At 56.6% G+C, this 16302-nt stretch carries 14 protein-coding genes and 1 riboswitch; of the genes, 9 read left to right on the forward strand and 5 right to left on the reverse strand.

The genetic code is table 11. The annotated features are described in order from the left end of the window. Nucleotides 1-56 precede the first annotated feature (56 nt). The gene (locus SOM40_RS10625; RefSeq protein WP_320456885.1) at nt 57-2246 is read right to left on the reverse strand and encodes a TonB-dependent siderophore receptor; all 2190 of its coding nucleotides are present in this window, start codon (nt 2244-2246) and stop codon (nt 57-59) included. Between the two features lie 397 nt (nt 2247-2643). Between SOM40_RS10625 and SOM40_RS10630 the strand changes: the two genes are divergently transcribed. After that, entirely contained in the window at nt 2644-2832 is a 189-nt protein-coding gene (locus tag SOM40_RS10630; RefSeq protein WP_320456884.1) for a hypothetical protein, read from the forward strand. 298 nt (nt 2833-3130) lie between these two features. On the opposite strand, the gene SOM40_RS10635 is transcribed toward SOM40_RS10630, so the two are convergent. Then, nucleotides 3131-3484 (reverse strand): helix-turn-helix domain-containing protein, encoded by a 354-nt coding sequence (locus SOM40_RS10635; protein ID WP_225758894.1) that lies wholly within the window; start codon nt 3482-3484, stop codon nt 3131-3133. 336 nt (nt 3485-3820) lie between these two features. Between SOM40_RS10635 and oqxA the strand changes: the two genes are divergently transcribed. Both oqxA and oqxB read left to right on the forward strand, forming a co-directional pair. After that, a complete protein-coding gene (gene oqxA, locus SOM40_RS10640) occupies nt 3821-4996 on the forward strand; it encodes a multidrug efflux RND transporter periplasmic adaptor subunit OqxA (protein WP_225758893.1) in 1176 nt (391 codons plus the stop codon). A 24-nt stretch (nt 4997-5020) separates the two neighbouring features. After that, nucleotides 5021-8176: a multidrug efflux RND transporter permease subunit OqxB gene (gene oqxB / locus SOM40_RS10645; RefSeq protein ID WP_320456883.1), complete on the forward strand. Its 3156-nt coding sequence runs from the start codon at nt 5021-5023 to the stop codon at nt 8174-8176. A 63-nt stretch (nt 8177-8239) separates the two neighbouring features. Here oqxB and oqxR read toward each other — a convergent pair whose 3' ends face one another. The 3 genes from oqxR to SOM40_RS10660 form a co-directional block, all read right to left on the reverse strand. Beyond that, complete coding sequence (oqxR, locus tag SOM40_RS10650) at nt 8240-8719, reverse strand: efflux pump transcriptional repressor OqxR (RefSeq protein ID WP_010430601.1); 480 nt, start codon at nt 8717-8719, stop codon at nt 8240-8242. A 137-nt stretch (nt 8720-8856) separates the two neighbouring features. Further along, the gene (locus SOM40_RS10655; protein WP_320456882.1) at nt 8857-10245 is read right to left on the reverse strand and encodes a sensor histidine kinase; all 1389 of its coding nucleotides are present in this window, start codon (nt 10243-10245) and stop codon (nt 8857-8859) included. Then, on the reverse strand, nt 10245-10922 hold the full coding sequence (locus SOM40_RS10660) for a response regulator (RefSeq protein ID WP_262673394.1): 678 nt from the start codon (nt 10920-10922) through the stop codon (nt 10245-10247). The genes SOM40_RS10655 and SOM40_RS10660 overlap by 1 nt, the downstream gene beginning before the upstream one ends. Before the next feature lie 202 nt (nt 10923-11124). Here SOM40_RS10660 and SOM40_RS10665 point away from each other — a divergent pair, with 202 nt between their 5' ends. The 6 genes from SOM40_RS10665 (at nt 11125) to SOM40_RS10690 (ending at nt 16302) form a co-directional block, all read left to right on the forward strand. Continuing rightward, on the forward strand, nt 11125-11961 hold the full coding sequence (locus tag SOM40_RS10665; protein ID WP_312187106.1) for a MipA/OmpV family protein: 837 nt from the start codon (nt 11125-11127) through the stop codon (nt 11959-11961). Between the two features lie 182 nt (nt 11962-12143). Then, nucleotides 12144-12425 (forward strand): hypothetical protein, encoded by a 282-nt coding sequence (locus SOM40_RS10670; RefSeq protein WP_039032642.1) that lies wholly within the window; start codon nt 12144-12146, stop codon nt 12423-12425. Nucleotides 12426-12769: 344 nt separating this feature from the next. Further along, a riboswitch (guanidine-I (ykkC/yxkD leader) is annotated at nt 12770-12868 on the forward strand. Between the two features lie 57 nt (nt 12869-12925). After that, nucleotides 12926-13984 (forward strand): putative urea ABC transporter substrate-binding protein, encoded by a 1059-nt coding sequence (locus SOM40_RS10675; protein ID WP_225758886.1) that lies wholly within the window; start codon nt 12926-12928, stop codon nt 13982-13984. Between the two features lie 17 nt (nt 13985-14001). Next, a complete protein-coding gene (locus tag SOM40_RS10680; RefSeq protein ID WP_225758885.1) occupies nt 14002-14817 on the forward strand; it encodes an ABC transporter permease in 816 nt (271 codons plus the stop codon). After that, the gene (locus SOM40_RS10685; RefSeq protein ID WP_320456881.1) at nt 14814-15590 is read left to right on the forward strand and encodes an ABC transporter ATP-binding protein; all 777 of its coding nucleotides are present in this window, start codon (nt 14814-14816) and stop codon (nt 15588-15590) included. Before SOM40_RS10680 ends, SOM40_RS10685 begins: the two co-directional genes overlap by 4 nt. 4 nt (nt 15591-15594) lie before the next feature. After that, entirely contained in the window at nt 15595-16302 is a 708-nt protein-coding gene (locus SOM40_RS10690; RefSeq protein WP_320456880.1) for an urea amidolyase associated protein UAAP1, read from the forward strand.

The raw sequence follows: 16302 nt of genomic DNA on the forward strand, positions 1-16302 counted from the left end.
CGGGGTAATGACATCTGTCAACTGCCGCCCGCTATGCAGGCGGCAGTTAATGCGTATCAGAATAAGACCGAGTAGTTCAGGCCGAAGGTACGACCGCGACCTTTGTAGGTATAGAGGTTCTCAGCGCCGTAGGTTGGGCTGTAAAGACCCGGTGCCCGCTGTCCCCATGCGGTGGTGTAGTCTTCATCCAGCAGGTTTTCGACGCTAAAGCTCAGCTTGCCCACCGGCAGAAGATAACTGCCGATGAAGTCAGCGGTGTTATAGCCATCAATGTGCTTACCGGCTTCGTCAGACAAATCAAACGTCTGCGTACTTTGCAGACGCAAGGTCCAGTCGCCCGGGGCCCAGGTGACCCAGGCGCTCATCTTGGACGGGCTGGCGCTATCTACCGTCAGTTTCTCCCATTTTCCGTCGACGCGGGTTTCTGATTTGATGAGGTTGAAGTTGGTGCCGGTGCTCCACGCGCTGTCGGTGAAGAAATAATCCACCTGACCCTCAACACCGTAGATGCGACGCTCGTCATCTTCGACGTTGATGGTCATGTCGCTTTTATTGATGTTGATGGTTTTGTCGGAAAGCGAATAGTATCCGGCGATCTGCGTGCGCAGGTTGTCCCCGGTGTAGCGCCAACCCAGCTCGTACGCATCAACCTTAATGCCGTCGAGTTTTGAGTCATTCACGTTCACGCTGTTGACCAGACGATAATGGCCGTTTACCAGTTGATAGGTGCCGGAGCCGTAATATTTCGCCAGATCCGGGATCTCAAAGCCCTGGGAGAAGTTGAACCACAGCTGCTGGCGCTCGGTCAGATGACCCAGGATACCGGCGTTAAACAGCAGGTTGTTGTAGTCGGTTTTCCCGCCTGGCACAGCATCTGCCGAGGAGGCTCTGCCGGTGGCAATACCCTGTTGTTGGGCGTAACCAATAAAGTCATCGACCTTGTTTTCCGTATACTGATAGCGCACGCCGCCGCTCAGGGTGATCGCGGAGAAGTCGTAGCTCGATTGCAGGAACGGAGCGAGGTTGGTGATGCTGTAACCCGGATAGCGTCCCACGTTGTAGGCATTATCCAGCTTCATACCCCCGCTGGCTGCCGCTTTGTTAAGGTCGAAGAATTGCTGATTGGCGTCGAAGGTTTCATGCTCGGCATCGACACCCCATGTCAGGGTCAACGCATCCAGCGGTTTGCTGTTGAGGGTGAGTTTGCCCCCGTAGAAATCGGTCTTTTGCTGGGATGCACCAATGTTGGTGACCCGGCCGCCTGCAAGCGTAGGGAAGGGGTAGTAGGTCAGGCTTTCATCGCGGTAGTAAATCTGAGCGAGCAGATCCTGGCCCCAGAAATCGGTGTTGGAATATTGCAGGTTGATCAGGTGGCGTTCGGTGCCCGGAATACGGTCGGAGTCGAGATTGTTTTTGTTGTAAGCGTCGCCGGAACCGGTCACTGCCGAGAAGTTCTCGCCAAGATAGAGACCGTGCTTACCGTCGGATTCACTTTTGTAATACTGCGTGGTGAGCTGCAGTTGCTGGTGGTCATCGATATTCAGGGTGCCGGTGCCCATCACGTCCAGACGGTCAGAGTATTGCAAACCGGTCTGGGTATTATCAATGTTCACCTCGTTGCCTTTGCCGTCGTACCAGCCGCCAAAGCGCTGATACGCGACGGAAAGCCGCCCTGAAGCGTTGTCGTTGCCGCCGCTGAACGCCGCCGCGATGTTTTCGTCATTATCGTTATGGCTATTGAAGCCCGTCTTCAGGCCGGTCTGGAACTCGACTTCCGTTTCCGGCTGGCCCTTTTTGGTGACGATATTGATTAAGCCGCCGGTACTGCCGCCGCCGTAGAGGGAGGTTGCGCCGGAGATGACTTCAATGCGGGAGATATTGAACGGATCGATTGAGTCCAGCTGGCGGCTGTCGCTGCGCGAGGAGTTTAACCGCACCCCGTCGACCATCACCATCATCGAACGGCCACGCATATTCATACCGTAATTGGTTCGCCCCTGGCTGCTGACATCCATCCCGGGGATCAGCTGCGCCAGCACCTCTTTAAGCTCTTTACCACCCTGAACCTGCTGTTCAATATCAGCCTGTTCAATGACCCAGGTGGTCTGCGCCATATCGGTAATGCTGTGGTTTGTGCGGCTGGCGGAGACCACCAGCGACTCTTCTTTTTGTCCTTCAGCCGAGGCATTAGCGGCTAACATCATTAACAAGCACGGGTTTAAAGCCCAGAGGTAACGCGGTTTCATTATTATGATCATCCTGATTTTTCGAGGTGTCAGAGGCGCTAATGCCCGGCACCGCAAGAACATCACCCGCCAAGGTGATAGTGATTATCAAGATGATATGAATAATCATTACAATGTAAACAGGTTGTGTTAAAAAATGTTTCTATAATGGCTTGATGTTTATGGGGTTTTTGGTGCAGGGCAGGTATAAACAGTTTCACAGGACGGGCAAGCGAAATGCCCCGGCAGCCTTTTCTGGAAGACGTCTCGCAAACCTCAAAGTAACCCTAGGTAATTCAGGGTTAACGCTTTTCTTCATATCCTCAGGGTCGTAAAGTCACTGCGTTGCGGCACATCCGCAATCGGGCGTAGGAACTCATCGGTGATTATATTTTCTGCATAAAGAGGATGCCTTATTATGGCTACTACCCTAGCCCTGACTTATCTGCATTCTGACGAAAGCATTATTCATCCACTTATCACCCAGCCGGATCTGGAGGAGATGGATCTCTTCGAGTCCGCCGATCGCTGCGCCGCCCTGGTCAGCGTGCTGCTCGAAACCGACGACCCCGCAACACGCTCTTCGCTCTGTGAACGCCTGCTGTAAACCCTCCGCCACCTGGGAGTTCGCAATTGAATCACGGAGGGCATTTTTAGCATTTCAATGTGATAATCAACGGAGTCTGGTCACAGACTCCTTAAAAATTCGGTTAAGTTGATGCTAACTCAAGTTAGTGGAGGTGCATTGCTCAGCCAATATGGCTTTTAGTGTTAGTAATTTCTGATCTTTTCAGCCTGCATTTCATCCATCTGCATTCCGCTTTGCAACAGCCATCGTGCACCTCGCTGCACCGTGTTTATACACAGTGTCGCGGCTACAGATCAACGTTGCAGCAAAATATGCATTACTGGCGTAGCTCCTGCGTTTCCGGGCCACCCATACTCCGCCGCCATGCCCCAGGCGCCTGACCATACTGACGCTTAAAGCTGCGGTTGAAGGACTGCTGGGAGTCAAAGCCCAGTGCGATCGCCACGTTCAAAATCGGCTCGTCGCTGCGGGTTAAGCGCTCAACCGATTTTTGCAGCTTTTGCGCGCGAATGTACCCGGCGAGGGGATAGCCAGTATGTTCCTTAAACAGACGCTGGAGATGCCATTTTGAGTAGCCGGAACGCCTGGCAACGGACTCAATATCCAGACGGCTATCCAGGTTGTTGTCGATCCAGTCGAGTAAATCATGCATAAATGCGCCAGTGTTCATCTGGTTATCCTCACGCTGCCTGTATAAAGGTATCTTTATCTGTTGCATTTAAAGGTGGCGCGTTTTTCGGTTAATTGCAAATTTTATTATTGCATTTAAATCCCTGAGCGAAACGGGTGTTTTAACATCGACTCAAATAGCACATTAAGTGCAACAATTATTCTTGCACTTAATTAAGCGCCTTCCTACAATCGCCGGGAATAGTGTATTCGCAACTGTTACAGTTTTGTGGCGATGAACGACACAAATGGCCTTAAGCCAGCCACCGGACAAAGGAAGTAGCGCAGCGCCTCCCCTGCGTCTTGCCCGGCGGCTACAATTACCGGAATAAAAATAATGAGCCTGCAAAAAACCTGGGGTAACTTTCATCTGAGCGCACTGGGGGCGATGTTCGCCTCCGTGTTGCTCGTCGGGTGCGATGACAGCGTCGCGCAAAACGCTACGCCACAAGCACCCGCTGTCAGTGCAGCTAACGTGGTCGTGAAATCCATCAGCCAGTGGGATAGCTTTAACGGCCGGATCGAAGCGGTGGAGAGTGTTCAGCTACGCCCGCGCGTTTCCGGCTACATTGATAAAGTGAATTACACCGACGGCCAGGAAGTGAAGAAGGGCGAGGTGCTGTTCACTATTGATGACCGAACCTATCGCGCCGCACTGGAACAGGCGCAGGCGAACCTGGCGAGAGCCAAAACGCAGGCCAGCCTGGCGCGTAGTGAAGCGAACCGTACCGATAAATTAGTCAATACCAACGTGGTATCCCGCGAAGAGTGGGAGCAGCGTCGTTCGGCTGCCACCCAGGCGCAGGCCGACATTCGCGCGGCACAGGCGGCGGTTGATGCCGCGCAACTTAACCTCGATTTCACCAAAGTCACCGCGCCTATCGATGGCCGCGCCAGCCGCGCGTTGATCACCAGCGGTAATCTTGTCACCGCGGGTGACAGCGCCAGCGTCCTCACCACGCTGGTCTCGCAGAAGACGGTTTACGTCTACTTTGACGTGGATGAGTCGACCTACCTTCACTATCAAAATCTGGCCCGCAGCGGGCAGGGTGCGTCCAGCAATCACACGGCGCTACCGGTCGAGATTGGCCTGACGGGCGAGGAGGGGTATCCCCATCAGGGCAAAGTGGATTTTCTGGATAATCAGCTAACGCCGAGTACCGGCACTATCCGCATGCGCGCGCTGCTGGATAACGCGCAGCGTCAGTTCACGCCGGGCCTTTTTGCCCGCGTACGCCTGCCGGGCAGCGCGGAATTCAAAGCTACGCTGATCGACGACAAGGCGGTGCTGACCGATCAGGATCGCAAGTATGTTTACGTGGTTGATAAAGAGGGTAAAGCACAGCGTCGCGATATCACGCCAGGACGTCTGGCAGACGGTCTACGCATCGTGCGGCAGGGGCTGAACCCTGGCGATAAAGTGATCGTCGACGGTTTACAAAAAGTGTTTATGCCGGGTATGCCGGTTAACGCCAAAACCGTTGCCATGACCGCCAGCGCCGCCCTCAACTGATCCCTTGACCTGAGAATCCGACCCATGGACTTTTCCCGCTTTTTCATCGACAGGCCGATTTTTGCCGCGGTGCTGTCGATTCTGATTTTTATCACAGGGTTAATCGCCATCCCGCTGCTGCCGGTGAGCGAATATCCTGACGTCGTGCCGCCAAGCGTGCAGGTGCGCGCGGAGTACCCGGGGGCCAACCCAAAAGTGATTGCTGAGGCCGTGGCGACGCCGCTGGAAGAGGCGATCAACGGCGTTGAGAACATGATGTACATGAAGTCCGTCGCGGGCTCCGACGGCGTGCTGGTGACCACCGTCACCTTCCGTCCGGGAACCGATCCGGATCAGGCGCAGGTACAGGTGCAAAACCGCGTCGCGCAGGCCGAAGCGCGTCTGCCGGAAGACGTGCGGCGCTTGGGTATTACCACCCAGAAACAGTCCCCGACGCTGACGCTGGTGGTGCATCTGTTTTCGCCCAACGGTAAGTACGACTCCCTGTATATGCGTAACTACGCCACGCTGAAGGTGAAGGACGAGCTGGCACGCCTGCCCGGTGTTGGTCAGATCCAGATTTTCGGCTCGGGTGAATACGCGATGCGCGTCTGGCTGGATCCCAACAAGGTGGCGGCCCGCGGGCTGACCGCTTCGGATGTGGTCACGGCGATGCAGGAGCAGAACGTGCAGGTATCCGCCGGGCAGCTTGGTGCCGAGCCGCTGCCGAAAGAGAGCGATTTCCTGATCTCCATTAACGCCCAGGGCCGTCTACATACCGAAGAAGAGTTTGGCAATATTGTCCTGAAAACGACGCAGGACGGTACGGTCGTGCGCCTGCGCGACGTGGCGCGTATCGAAATGGGGTCCGGCAGCTATGCGCTGCGTTCCCAGTTGAACAACAAAGACGCGGTCGGGATTGGTATCTTCCAGTCTCCGGGGGCGAACGCCATCGATCTGTCTAACGCGGTGCGCGCTAAAATGGACGAACTGTCGACCCGTTTCCCGGAAGATATGAAGTGGGCGGCACCTTACGATCCGACCGTTTTCGTGCGCGACTCCATTCGTGCAGTCGTGCAAACGCTGCTGGAAGCGGTGGTGCTGGTAGTGCTGGTGGTGATCCTGTTCCTGCAAACCTGGCGCGCGTCGATCATTCCGCTGATCGCGGTGCCGGTGTCGGTGGTGGGGACCTTCAGCATTCTCTATCTGCTGGGCTTCTCGCTGAATACCCTGAGTTTGTTCGGGCTGGTGCTGGCCATCGGTATCGTGGTGGACGACGCCATCGTGGTGGTGGAAAACGTCGAGCGAAACATTGAAGAGGGGCTTGCTCCGCTCGCGGCGGCGCATCAGGCGATGCGGGAAGTGTCCGGGCCGATTATCGCGATTGCGCTGGTGCTGTGCGCCGTGTTTGTGCCGATGGCGTTTCTCTCGGGCGTTACCGGGCAGTTCTACAAGCAGTTTGCGGTGACGATCGCGATTTCCACGGTCATCTCTGCCATCAACTCGCTGACGCTCTCTCCGGCGCTGGCAGCACTGCTGTTAAAACCGCACGGCGCGCCGAAAGATTTCCCGACCCGGCTTATCGATCGTCTGTTCGGCTGGATTTTCCGTCCGTTTAACCGCTTTTTCCATCGTAGCTCGAACGGCTATCAGGGGCTGGTGGGCAAAACGCTCGGCCGACGCGGGGCGGTGTTTGGGGCGTATCTGCTGCTGCTCTGTGCCGCAGGCGTCATGTTTAAAGCGGTTCCTGGCGGGTTTATTCCGACGCAGGACAAGCTGTACCTGATTGGCGGCGTGAAGATGCCGGAAGGTTCATCGCTGGCGCGCACCGATGCGGTGATCCGCAAAATGAGCGAAATCGGGATGAATACCGAAGGCGTGGACTACGCGGTCGCATTCCCGGGGCTGAACGCGCTGCAGTTCACCAATACGCCGAATACGGGGACGGTCTTCTTCGGCCTTAAGCCGTTCGACCAGCGTAAACATACTGCGGCGGAAATTAACGCGGAGATAAACGCGAAAATCGCGCAAATCCAGCAGGGTTTTGGCTTCTCCATCCTGCCGCCGCCGATTTTAGGGCTGGGTCAGGGGTCGGGGTATTCCCTGTACATTCAGGATCGCGGCGGTCTGGGCTATGGCGCGCTGCAAAATGCGGTAAACACCATGTCCGGTGCGATTATGCAGACGCCGGGAATGCACTTCCCGATCTCAACCTACCAGGCTAACGTTCCGCAGCTGGACGTGCAGGTTGACCGTGACAAGGCGAAAGCGCAGGGTGTGTCGCTGACCGATCTTTTCGGTACGCTGCAAACCTATCTGGGCTCGTCGTACGTGAATGACTTCAACCAGTTCGGGCGTACCTGGCGCGTGATGGCGCAGGCCGACGGGCAGTTCCGCGACAGCGTGGAAGACATTGCGAATCTGCGCACCCGTAATAGCCAGGGTGAAATGGTGCCGATTGGCAGTATGGTGAATATCACGACCACCTACGGCCCGGACCCGGTGATTCGCTACAACGGTTACCCGGCGGCGGATCTGATTGGCGATGCCGACCCGCGCGTACTTTCGTCCTCGCAGGCGATGGCGCAGCTGGACGGAATGTCGAAGCAGATCCTGCCAAACGGGATGAACATTGAATGGACGGACCTGAGCTTCCAGCAGGCCACGCAGGGCAATACGGCGCTGATCGTCTTCCCGGTCGCGGTGCTGCTGGCGTTCCTGGTGCTGGCGGCGCTGTATGAAAGCTGGACGCTGCCGCTGGCGGTGATCCTCATCGTGCCGATGACCCTGCTCTCTGCGCTGTTTGGCGTCTGGCTAACCGGTGGCGATAACAACGTGTTCGTGCAGGTAGGGCTGGTGGTGCTGATGGGACTGGCGTGTAAAAACGCGATTCTTATCGTGGAGTTTGCCCGCGAGCTGGAAATTCAGGGCAAAGGCATTATGGAAGCCGCGCTGGAGGCGTGCCGCCTGCGTTTACGCCCGATTGTGATGACCTCCATCGCCTTTATTGCCGGGACCATTCCGCTGATCCTCGGCCATGGCGCGGGCGCAGAAGTGCGCGGCGTTACCGGGATCACGGTCTTCTCCGGGATGCTGGGGGTGACGCTGTTTGGTCTGTTCCTGACGCCGGTGTTCTATGTGACGCTGCGTAAGTTCGTGACGCGCGGCAAAAAAGCGGAAAGGGATGTTCTGCCCGCGTAGGGATGTTGCAGATAATAAAAAACCGCCTTCATAGCAAGGCGGTTTTTTTGCATTCAAAGAAAGTTAAAGGGCTTCTTTATACTTGGCGATAAGTTCAGGCACCGGATCGCAGCCGCTGGTATCGGCTTTTTTCACTTCTTCCAGCGCGCTTGCCACGGTGTGGCGCGCCAGTACCTGTAACGAAGCCTGCTCCGCTTCTTCGGAGATAGACTTGAAGTACCAGCAGGCATTAGCGCTGACTACGCAGCGGGCCGGTACGTCAGGACGTGATGCCCACAGCTTTTTATCTTCGATGACGGAGAGGTAGATATCGCGCAAGGTGATCTCTTCCGCCGGGCGTCCAAGATGAATAGAGCCGTTACGGCCAAGCGTGGAGACGATAATACCGTCACGCGTGAGAGGAACCATCAGTTTGCGGATGAAGCTCGGGTTTGCTTCCAGACCGTAGGCCAGAATCGCACTCGTCGAACGTTCACCCAATTGCTCCGCCATTGCTACGCTGAGAACCATCTGCAAAGCTGTCGGGAAGCGATAATCTAACATTTTTGTATCCTGGGTTGCGGTGAATCTTGTTCTTTTTGGCACCGCAGAGGTGAATAAGCAATAAACAACAATATAACAAATACGGTAATTATTTTGAAGCAATCTGCGGCATTTGCGATCGAACCCCTTGTTCTTGTTTAGCTAAACGTGCGGTTCGGGAAGTCAACCGTCACCATCAGGCCACCTTCTGCGGAAGTGCTCAGGTTTACACAGCTGTTGTGCTGCTGCGCCACCGCTTTAACGATGGCAAGCCCCAGTCCACTCCCGCTTTGCAGTTGATTGGGATCGCGGAAAAATCGGTCGAACACGCGCTCGCGTAATTCAACCGGAATGCCGGGCCCTGCATCGGAAACGTGTAGCTGAGTGGATTTCTCTAATGAACGAACATCCACCTGAATCCGCCCACCCTCAGGGCTGTACTTCACGGCATTTTCAATCAAATTGTCGATCAGCGACATCAGACATTCCCGGATACCTGAAATCCAAACTTCATCTTCAGCGAAGAACTCCAGCTCAACCCTGCGCTCAGAGGCTAACGGTTCCAGCGCAGCCATTCGATCCTGGATGAGGGACATCAGCGGTACGGGCTCCATAACCGTGTCAATGCGTGCTTCACTGTGCATCATCAGCAGCAACTGATTGACGAGACGCGCAGCACGGCTATTGCTGCGAACAATCCCTGCAAGCAATTCCTGTTGGCTCTGGCTGAGTACATACGATTGCAACGCTTCCACGTTGATTCGCATCGCCGCCAGCGGCGTTCGCAGTTCGTGAGCCGCATCGGCAATGAAAACCCGCTCCCTTTCCGCGCTTTCTCGCACCCTGGCGAGAAAGTCGTTAATTGCATCCACCATCTGGCGAAGCTCCCTGTGTTTTGGTACAGCTTTTAAGGGGGAGAGATCGTCTGGCGTGCGCAATGAAATTTCATTGACCACCTTGTTCCAGGGGCGCATGGCAATGCGAATTGACAGCCACGCGGGGAACAGAAGAAAAGGGAAACAGACCAACAGCGGCAGGATGTAATAGCCGCGCGAGTTCAGGTAGATAAAGAAGTTCCAGCCGCTGGCAGGGGTGAACAGGGTGACTTCCACGTCGGAGTGAGCGGATTTAAGGGTGCGGCTGGTCCAGGCTCGACCTTCACTCTGAACATGCTCCATTTCTCCGGGACGGGTGTTGGTTACCCCCACAGGTGCGCCCGCAGATGAAAAAATAACGGCACCGTTCTTGCGAACGATGAGGTTAATCGATAGTGCGGGATCTTCACCGCCGCCATAGCTTTCGCGTAACGCCTTGCTGAAGGCTTCCAGGACTTCGGTTCGCGCCTGCGGGCGCTCGTCCATTCGCTCAACCAGGGTAAAAAGCGTTTCGTAAGTCTTACTGCCCGTGAGTATGGGAGGGCTGCGCAGGTCCTCCCAGAGAATGAAGGTTAAAAAAAGAGTCCACAGCAGGGTAAGCAGCAGCATCTGGGCGATGATAATTCGGCCTACCAGCGTTGGGCGCCTCAGGTGATACCACGCGTTTCGCATTAAGTCGTTACCTTCTGAACAGCAACGGTATCAATAACATACCCGACGCCACGCACCGTTCGCACGTAACCGTCGCCGATCTTTCGCCGCAAATTCCCCATATGCACGTCGAGCGCATTACTGAGGTTCTCTTTGTTGCCGAATATCCGTTCTTCCAGAAACCGTCGCGTTATCACGCGGTCAGCACGCAGCATCAACGTTTCAAGCAGCGCGTATTCACTGGCCGTCAGTTCGACGTGACGCGCGTTTACCGTCACGCGCCGCGTCGGCATATGAAGGAATAAGCCTCGAATTTCTATCGTCTCATTCTCGAAACCGTAACTGCGCCGCGCAAGGGCTCTTACCCGCGCCAGCAGTTCGGCGAGAACAAAAGGTTTAACGAGATAGTCGTCTGCGCCTGCATCCAGCCCGTACAGGCGATCCTGCAGCGTGCCTCGCGCCGTCAGGATGATGACGGGGATCCCCTTAAGCTGCTGGCGTAAGCGCGTCATGAGGCTCATGCCGTCGCCGTCGGGCAGCCCCAGGTCGAGCAAAATAAGTTCTGGCACGCAGACGTCAAGCTGATGTAGTGCATCCTCTTTACGGCGAACCCATATGACGTCAAATCCTTGATCGGCAAGGGCGATACGTACGCCATTGCCCAGATCCAGGTCGTCTTCGATTAGTAGAATTTTCACACTGGTAACTGTATCAACCGTGAATGAAGAACATCTTAAGAAAAAACGGTATCAGGAAATCTATCCGGTTTACAGCACCCGCGCGCGCTTCAGTCTTTCTTCATTTTCGGCTCATAAGAACCTTAGGGTCAGTATTCAAAATGGGCGTCCTGGCGTTTAACCGCTTGCATCGTCACCATTTGAATCCAGAAGGACTTCTTTAATGAGAAACATTGAACTGCGTCATACGTCCCCACACTTGCTCTCGGGCCGCAGCCTGAAAAACATCGTGCCGGGCGTCGTTCTGGCGTTACTGGCCACGCCTGTACTGGCGGCAGAACAGAGCCAGGGTAACGTCTTAACACTGGGCGGAGGCGTGGATGTCGCGCCACGCTACTCGGGTTCGGATAAAAGCCGCGTCAGTGCGGCGCAGGTGGTGGATTACGCCATGGCAAACGGCTTCTTTATCAGCACCACGCGAGGGATTGGTTACGGCAACAACATCGGCAACCTGGATTACAGCGCCGCAGTGAGCTATCGAACAGGCCGTAAAGATAAAGACGTGAGCAGTGATTCGATCAGCTCCGGCAGCGATTACCTGAGGGGTATGGGCGACATCAAAGGCTCGGCCATCGTTGTGCCTGGGCTGGGGTATAAGGTGACCGGCTGGCTTCATCTGCAGCTGCAGGCTGAGGTCCCGGTTTCAGAGAGAGACAACGGGGAGGCGGTGCATTTCGGTATTATCAGCCCGCTCTATACATCACCAAAAAATGAGGTGACGCTGGCGCTGACAGGCAGTTGGGGATCCGACAAGTATATGCAGACGTACTATGGTGTCAGTTCCGCCCAGTCGAGCGCATCGGGATTTGCCCGACATGACGCCGGAGCCGGTATTTATGCCTGGTCGATGAATCTGGACTGGACCCACAGGCTCACCTCGCGCTGGAGCGTGCTTGCCTCAGCGGGTGCAACGCAGTTGACGGGGGATGCGGGTGATAGTCCTATTGTTCAACGCAAAACGTCGCCCACGGGGAGTTTGAAGGTGACGTACAGTTTTTGAGGGTTGGTTTCTTATGGATATGAGCGCGCAATAGCGATGAATTCGAGCCGCCCCGGGAAGTGGCGGACGGGCGAGGAGTGGGCGTAGGTCCGCTCTGAGCGAACAGTGGACATTGAGCAATCCTTTCCTATGCCGACGTTTTATGTTTTCCTTTACTTAGGAAACGGAACAAGGAAATCACCGTGAAAATCTATTGGACCCTAAAAAGTATTACCGAACTAAAAGACTTATCTTTTCGGGAGCGCGGAAGACGGTGGCGGAGCGCGTATAAATCGGCCTTCAGGCACTGGCAGACCTGGTGCGGTCTCGCCATCTGCGGGGCCTTCAGCGGCGCTGGAGCGCATTTTGGCGGCATGGTCGGCACCGTAATATTTGCCGGGCTGGGCGGCTTTATTTACGGCCAGATCGTGACACTCGTTGTCCTGAAATATTATCGGCACCGGCTGAAGGGCGAAGCCAATTGATTTGCCTGGAAGGCTTCCAGACTCAGCCCTCATTGCGCAAACCGCATACCCTGTGAACTGCTCACGGTTAATAAAAAACGATGCTAATAACGCCCGCTATTGGCACAAAGCGGACCCTCTGTTTCGGGCATTAAGTTCATCAACTTTGCCCAAATACGTGATTAACCAACTCCCATCTAACCAGCCTTTCCTGAGCACCACCACAGTGCACCCACCCCGCACCGCCTCCCCAAAACAGTGAAACCCAATCCGTACATTCTCCCAAGCCACTAATAAATATCACAAAAAATTCCTGGCACACCCTTTGCAATCACCAATCACGAAGGGCAGCACCACACAACATGACAATAGCTGGCTAGGGTTCCGGTTCACTTTGGTGAATGACTGGTCCAAGAGCTGGCGACCTCTGAGAGGTTACACGGCGGGACAAAAGCCCGGGAGACAGCAGCACCAGACGGTGTCGCGCTGCCCCCTTATTTTGTGCCACTCAGAGGTCAAGCATGAACAAAACGCCATTACTCCGCTCTCTTGTACTGTCGCTGGCAATGCTGGTCAGTCTCCCCACCTTTGCGGCCGTTAAAAAAGAGTTCAACGTCTGCTGGACCATCTACGCAGGCTGGATGCCCTGGGGCACCATCAGCACTAACAAAATCATTGATAAATGGGCCGACAAGTACGGCATCAAAATCAACGTCGTGCAGCTCAACGACTACATCGAATCCATCAACCAGTACACCGCTGGCCAGTTTGACGGCTGCACCATGACCAACATGGATGCGCTGACCATTCCGGCGGCGGGCGGGGTGGATACCACGGCGCTGATCCTTGGCAGCTACTCGGAAGGCAACGACGGCGTGGTGATGAAAGGCGAGGGCAAAACCCTTACCGACCTCAAAGGCATGAAGATTTATCTGCCGGAACTGTCCGTCTCCCACTACCTGCTGGTGCGCGGGCTGGAGAAAGCCGGGCTGGCGGAGAAAGACGTCACCGTGGTCAACACTTCAGACGCGGATATCGTCTCGGCCTTCGCCACGCAAAATGTGCAGGCCGCCGTGGCCTGGAACCCGCAGCTCTCGGTTATCAAAGGCACACCGAAAACCACCGAGGTGTTCAGCTCCTCGCAGGTGCCCGGCGAGCTGATCGACATGATGGTGGTCAACAGCGAAACCCTGAAGGACAACCCGGCGCTGGGCAAAGCGCTGACCGGGGCATGGTACGAGATGATGGGGCTGATGATAGCCCAGGATGCGAACGCCCTGAATGCGATGGCGGCGGCGTCCGGCACCGATCTCACCGGCTATCAGGCGCAGCTCAAAACCACCCACCTGTTCTACACCCCGCAGGACAACATCGCCTTTGTCACCTCGGCGGATCTGGTGAAAACCATGCAGCGCGTGGCGGCGTTCTCCTTCGATAAAGGGCTGCTGGGCGATGGCGCACAGAGCGCTGATTTTATCGGGATGAGTTTCCCGGGCAACGTAACCCAGGGCGATGCCAGCAACGTCAAACTGCGCTTTGACGACAGCTTCGTGAAGATGGCTGCCGCGGGCCAGCTGTAATGAGTGACGGAGTCTCCATGCGACAAATTAATCGTCATCCCACACCGGGCATGCGGCTGATGCTGGTGATGCTGCCCTTTGTCCTGCTGCTGGCCGCCTATTTTTTGGGCTCGGCGGTGCGCCTCGAGGCCAACCCCCAGGACAAGCTGCTGCCCGGTCTGCAGCAGATGCTGGATGCGATCTCGCGGATGGCCTTTACCCCGGATAAACGCAGCGGCGAGTACCTGTTCTGGGTCGATACCCTGGTGAGCCTGGCGCGTCTGCTGGTGGGGCTTTCGATCGCCTCGCTGATCGGCCTGTGCATCGGCGTCACCGCCGGGGTGTTCCCCCTGTGGCGCGCGTCGCTGTCGCCGCTGATGACGGTGCTGTCGATGGTCCCGCCGCTGGCGATTTTACCGGTGCTGTTTATTGTTTTCGGCCTCGATGAGCTGTCAAAAATCATGCTGATTGTTATCGGCATCACCCCGATGCTGGCCCGGGATCTGGAGCATCGCGCCTGTGAAATCCCGCCGGAGATCCTGATCAAAGCCCAGACCCTGGGGGCCAACAGCTGGACGCTGGTGCTGCGGGTGGTGTTGCCGCAGCTGCTGTCGCGCCTGCTCACCTCGCTGCGCCTGCTGCTTGGTTCGGCCTGGCTGTTCCTCATCTCGGCGGAGGCCATCTCCTCCACCGCCGGGCTGGGGTATCGCATTTTCCTCGTCCGCCGCTATATGGCGATGGACGTAATTATCCCCTATGTCCTGTGGATCACGCTGCTGGCCTGGCTGATGGATCTGGCCCTGCGCCAGCTGCACAAACGCTGTTTCCCATGGGCAGAAGGAGGGAAAGCATGAGTTTTATCACCATCAACAATATCTGGCAGGAGTACGGCGACCATGTGGTGCTGGAGCGCCTGAATCTGCAGATCAACGAGGGCGAGTTCTGCTCGATGGTCGGTGCTTCCGGCTGCGGGAAATCGACCTTTCTGCGCCTGCTGCTGGGGCAGGAGACGCCAAGCCGGGGAACGATCACCCTGGACGGTAAACCGCTGAGCGCCGAACCGGACAGCCGCCGGGGGGTGGTGTTCCAGCGCTACTCGGTCTTTCCGCACCTCAGCGTGCTGGATAACGTCGCTATCGGCCTCGAACTGCCGCAATCCCCGCTGTTCGGACGGCTGTTTGGGGCGAAAAAACGCGCCGCGCGGGAGCAGGCCGCGCAGATGCTGGAGAAGGTCGGCCTCGGCCATGCCCTGGATAAATATCCCGCCCAGCTCTCCGGCGGGATGCAGCAGCGCCTTGCCATCGCCCAGGCCTTTATCATGCAGCCGCGGGTTCTGCTGCTGGACGAACCCTTCGGCGCGCTGGATCCCGGCATCCGCAAAGATATGCACGCGCTGCTCCTGCAGCTGTGGGGCGAAACCCGCATGACGGTGTTTATGGTCACCCACGATCTCTCCGAAGGCTTCAACCTCGGCACCCGCCTGCTGGTGTTTGACAAGGTGCGCCTCGACCCGCAGGCCCCGAACGCCTACGGGGCGCGCATTACCTACGACATTCCGCTCAACGAGACCCGGCTCTCCGCGCTGAGCGGTTCGGCTCCCGACAACGTTTATGCCTTAAGGGGTTAACACTATGACGACTTTACGTGAAGCGATCCTGCCTGGCGGCGGCCACCTCTCATTTGTGCTTAAGCGCGGACAGATCCTGCGCATGACCGACCTCGACGGCGGGGCGAACGTCAGCCTGATGATGCTCAACCCGCACGAGAAGAGCGAACGCCTGAACCTACCGGACACCCTGAAAGGCCAGCACACCGCGCGCCTGACCGCCGGGCACTGCTTCTACTCCGATATGGGCCGGGTACTGGCGGGCATTACCGCTGATACCGCTGGCTGGCACGATCCGTTCGGCGGGGTGCTTAATGCCGCCGAAGTGACGGAAAAATATGGCCAGGGACGCTATCAGGAATTGCGCAACGGCTTCTACCGTAACGGCACCGACAACCTGCTGGTGGAGATGGGCAAGTGGGATCTCAACCTTGAGGATCTGCTGATGGTGGTCAACTTCTTCAGCAAAGTGACCGTGGACGATCACGGGCAGTTCAGCTTCCACCGCGACCATTCCCAACCGGGCAGCTACGTCGAGCTGTTCGCTCCGATGGACACATTGATGGTGATGACCGCCCTGCAGCATCCGATGGACCCGTCCACCGAGTATGCCCCGCGCCCGGTACAGCTGGGCTGGCGGCAGGCAGAGGACGAGGAGGGGGCCATTAACGCACTCCTCACGCGCCCGGAAAACGGCCGCGCCATCACCAACACCCAACTTTTCGCCCTGTAA

Source organism: Leclercia sp. CFBP8987, assembly GCF_034044995.2.
GTDB classification, from domain to species: domain Bacteria; phylum Pseudomonadota; class Gammaproteobacteria; order Enterobacterales; family Enterobacteriaceae; genus Enterobacter; species Enterobacter tamurae.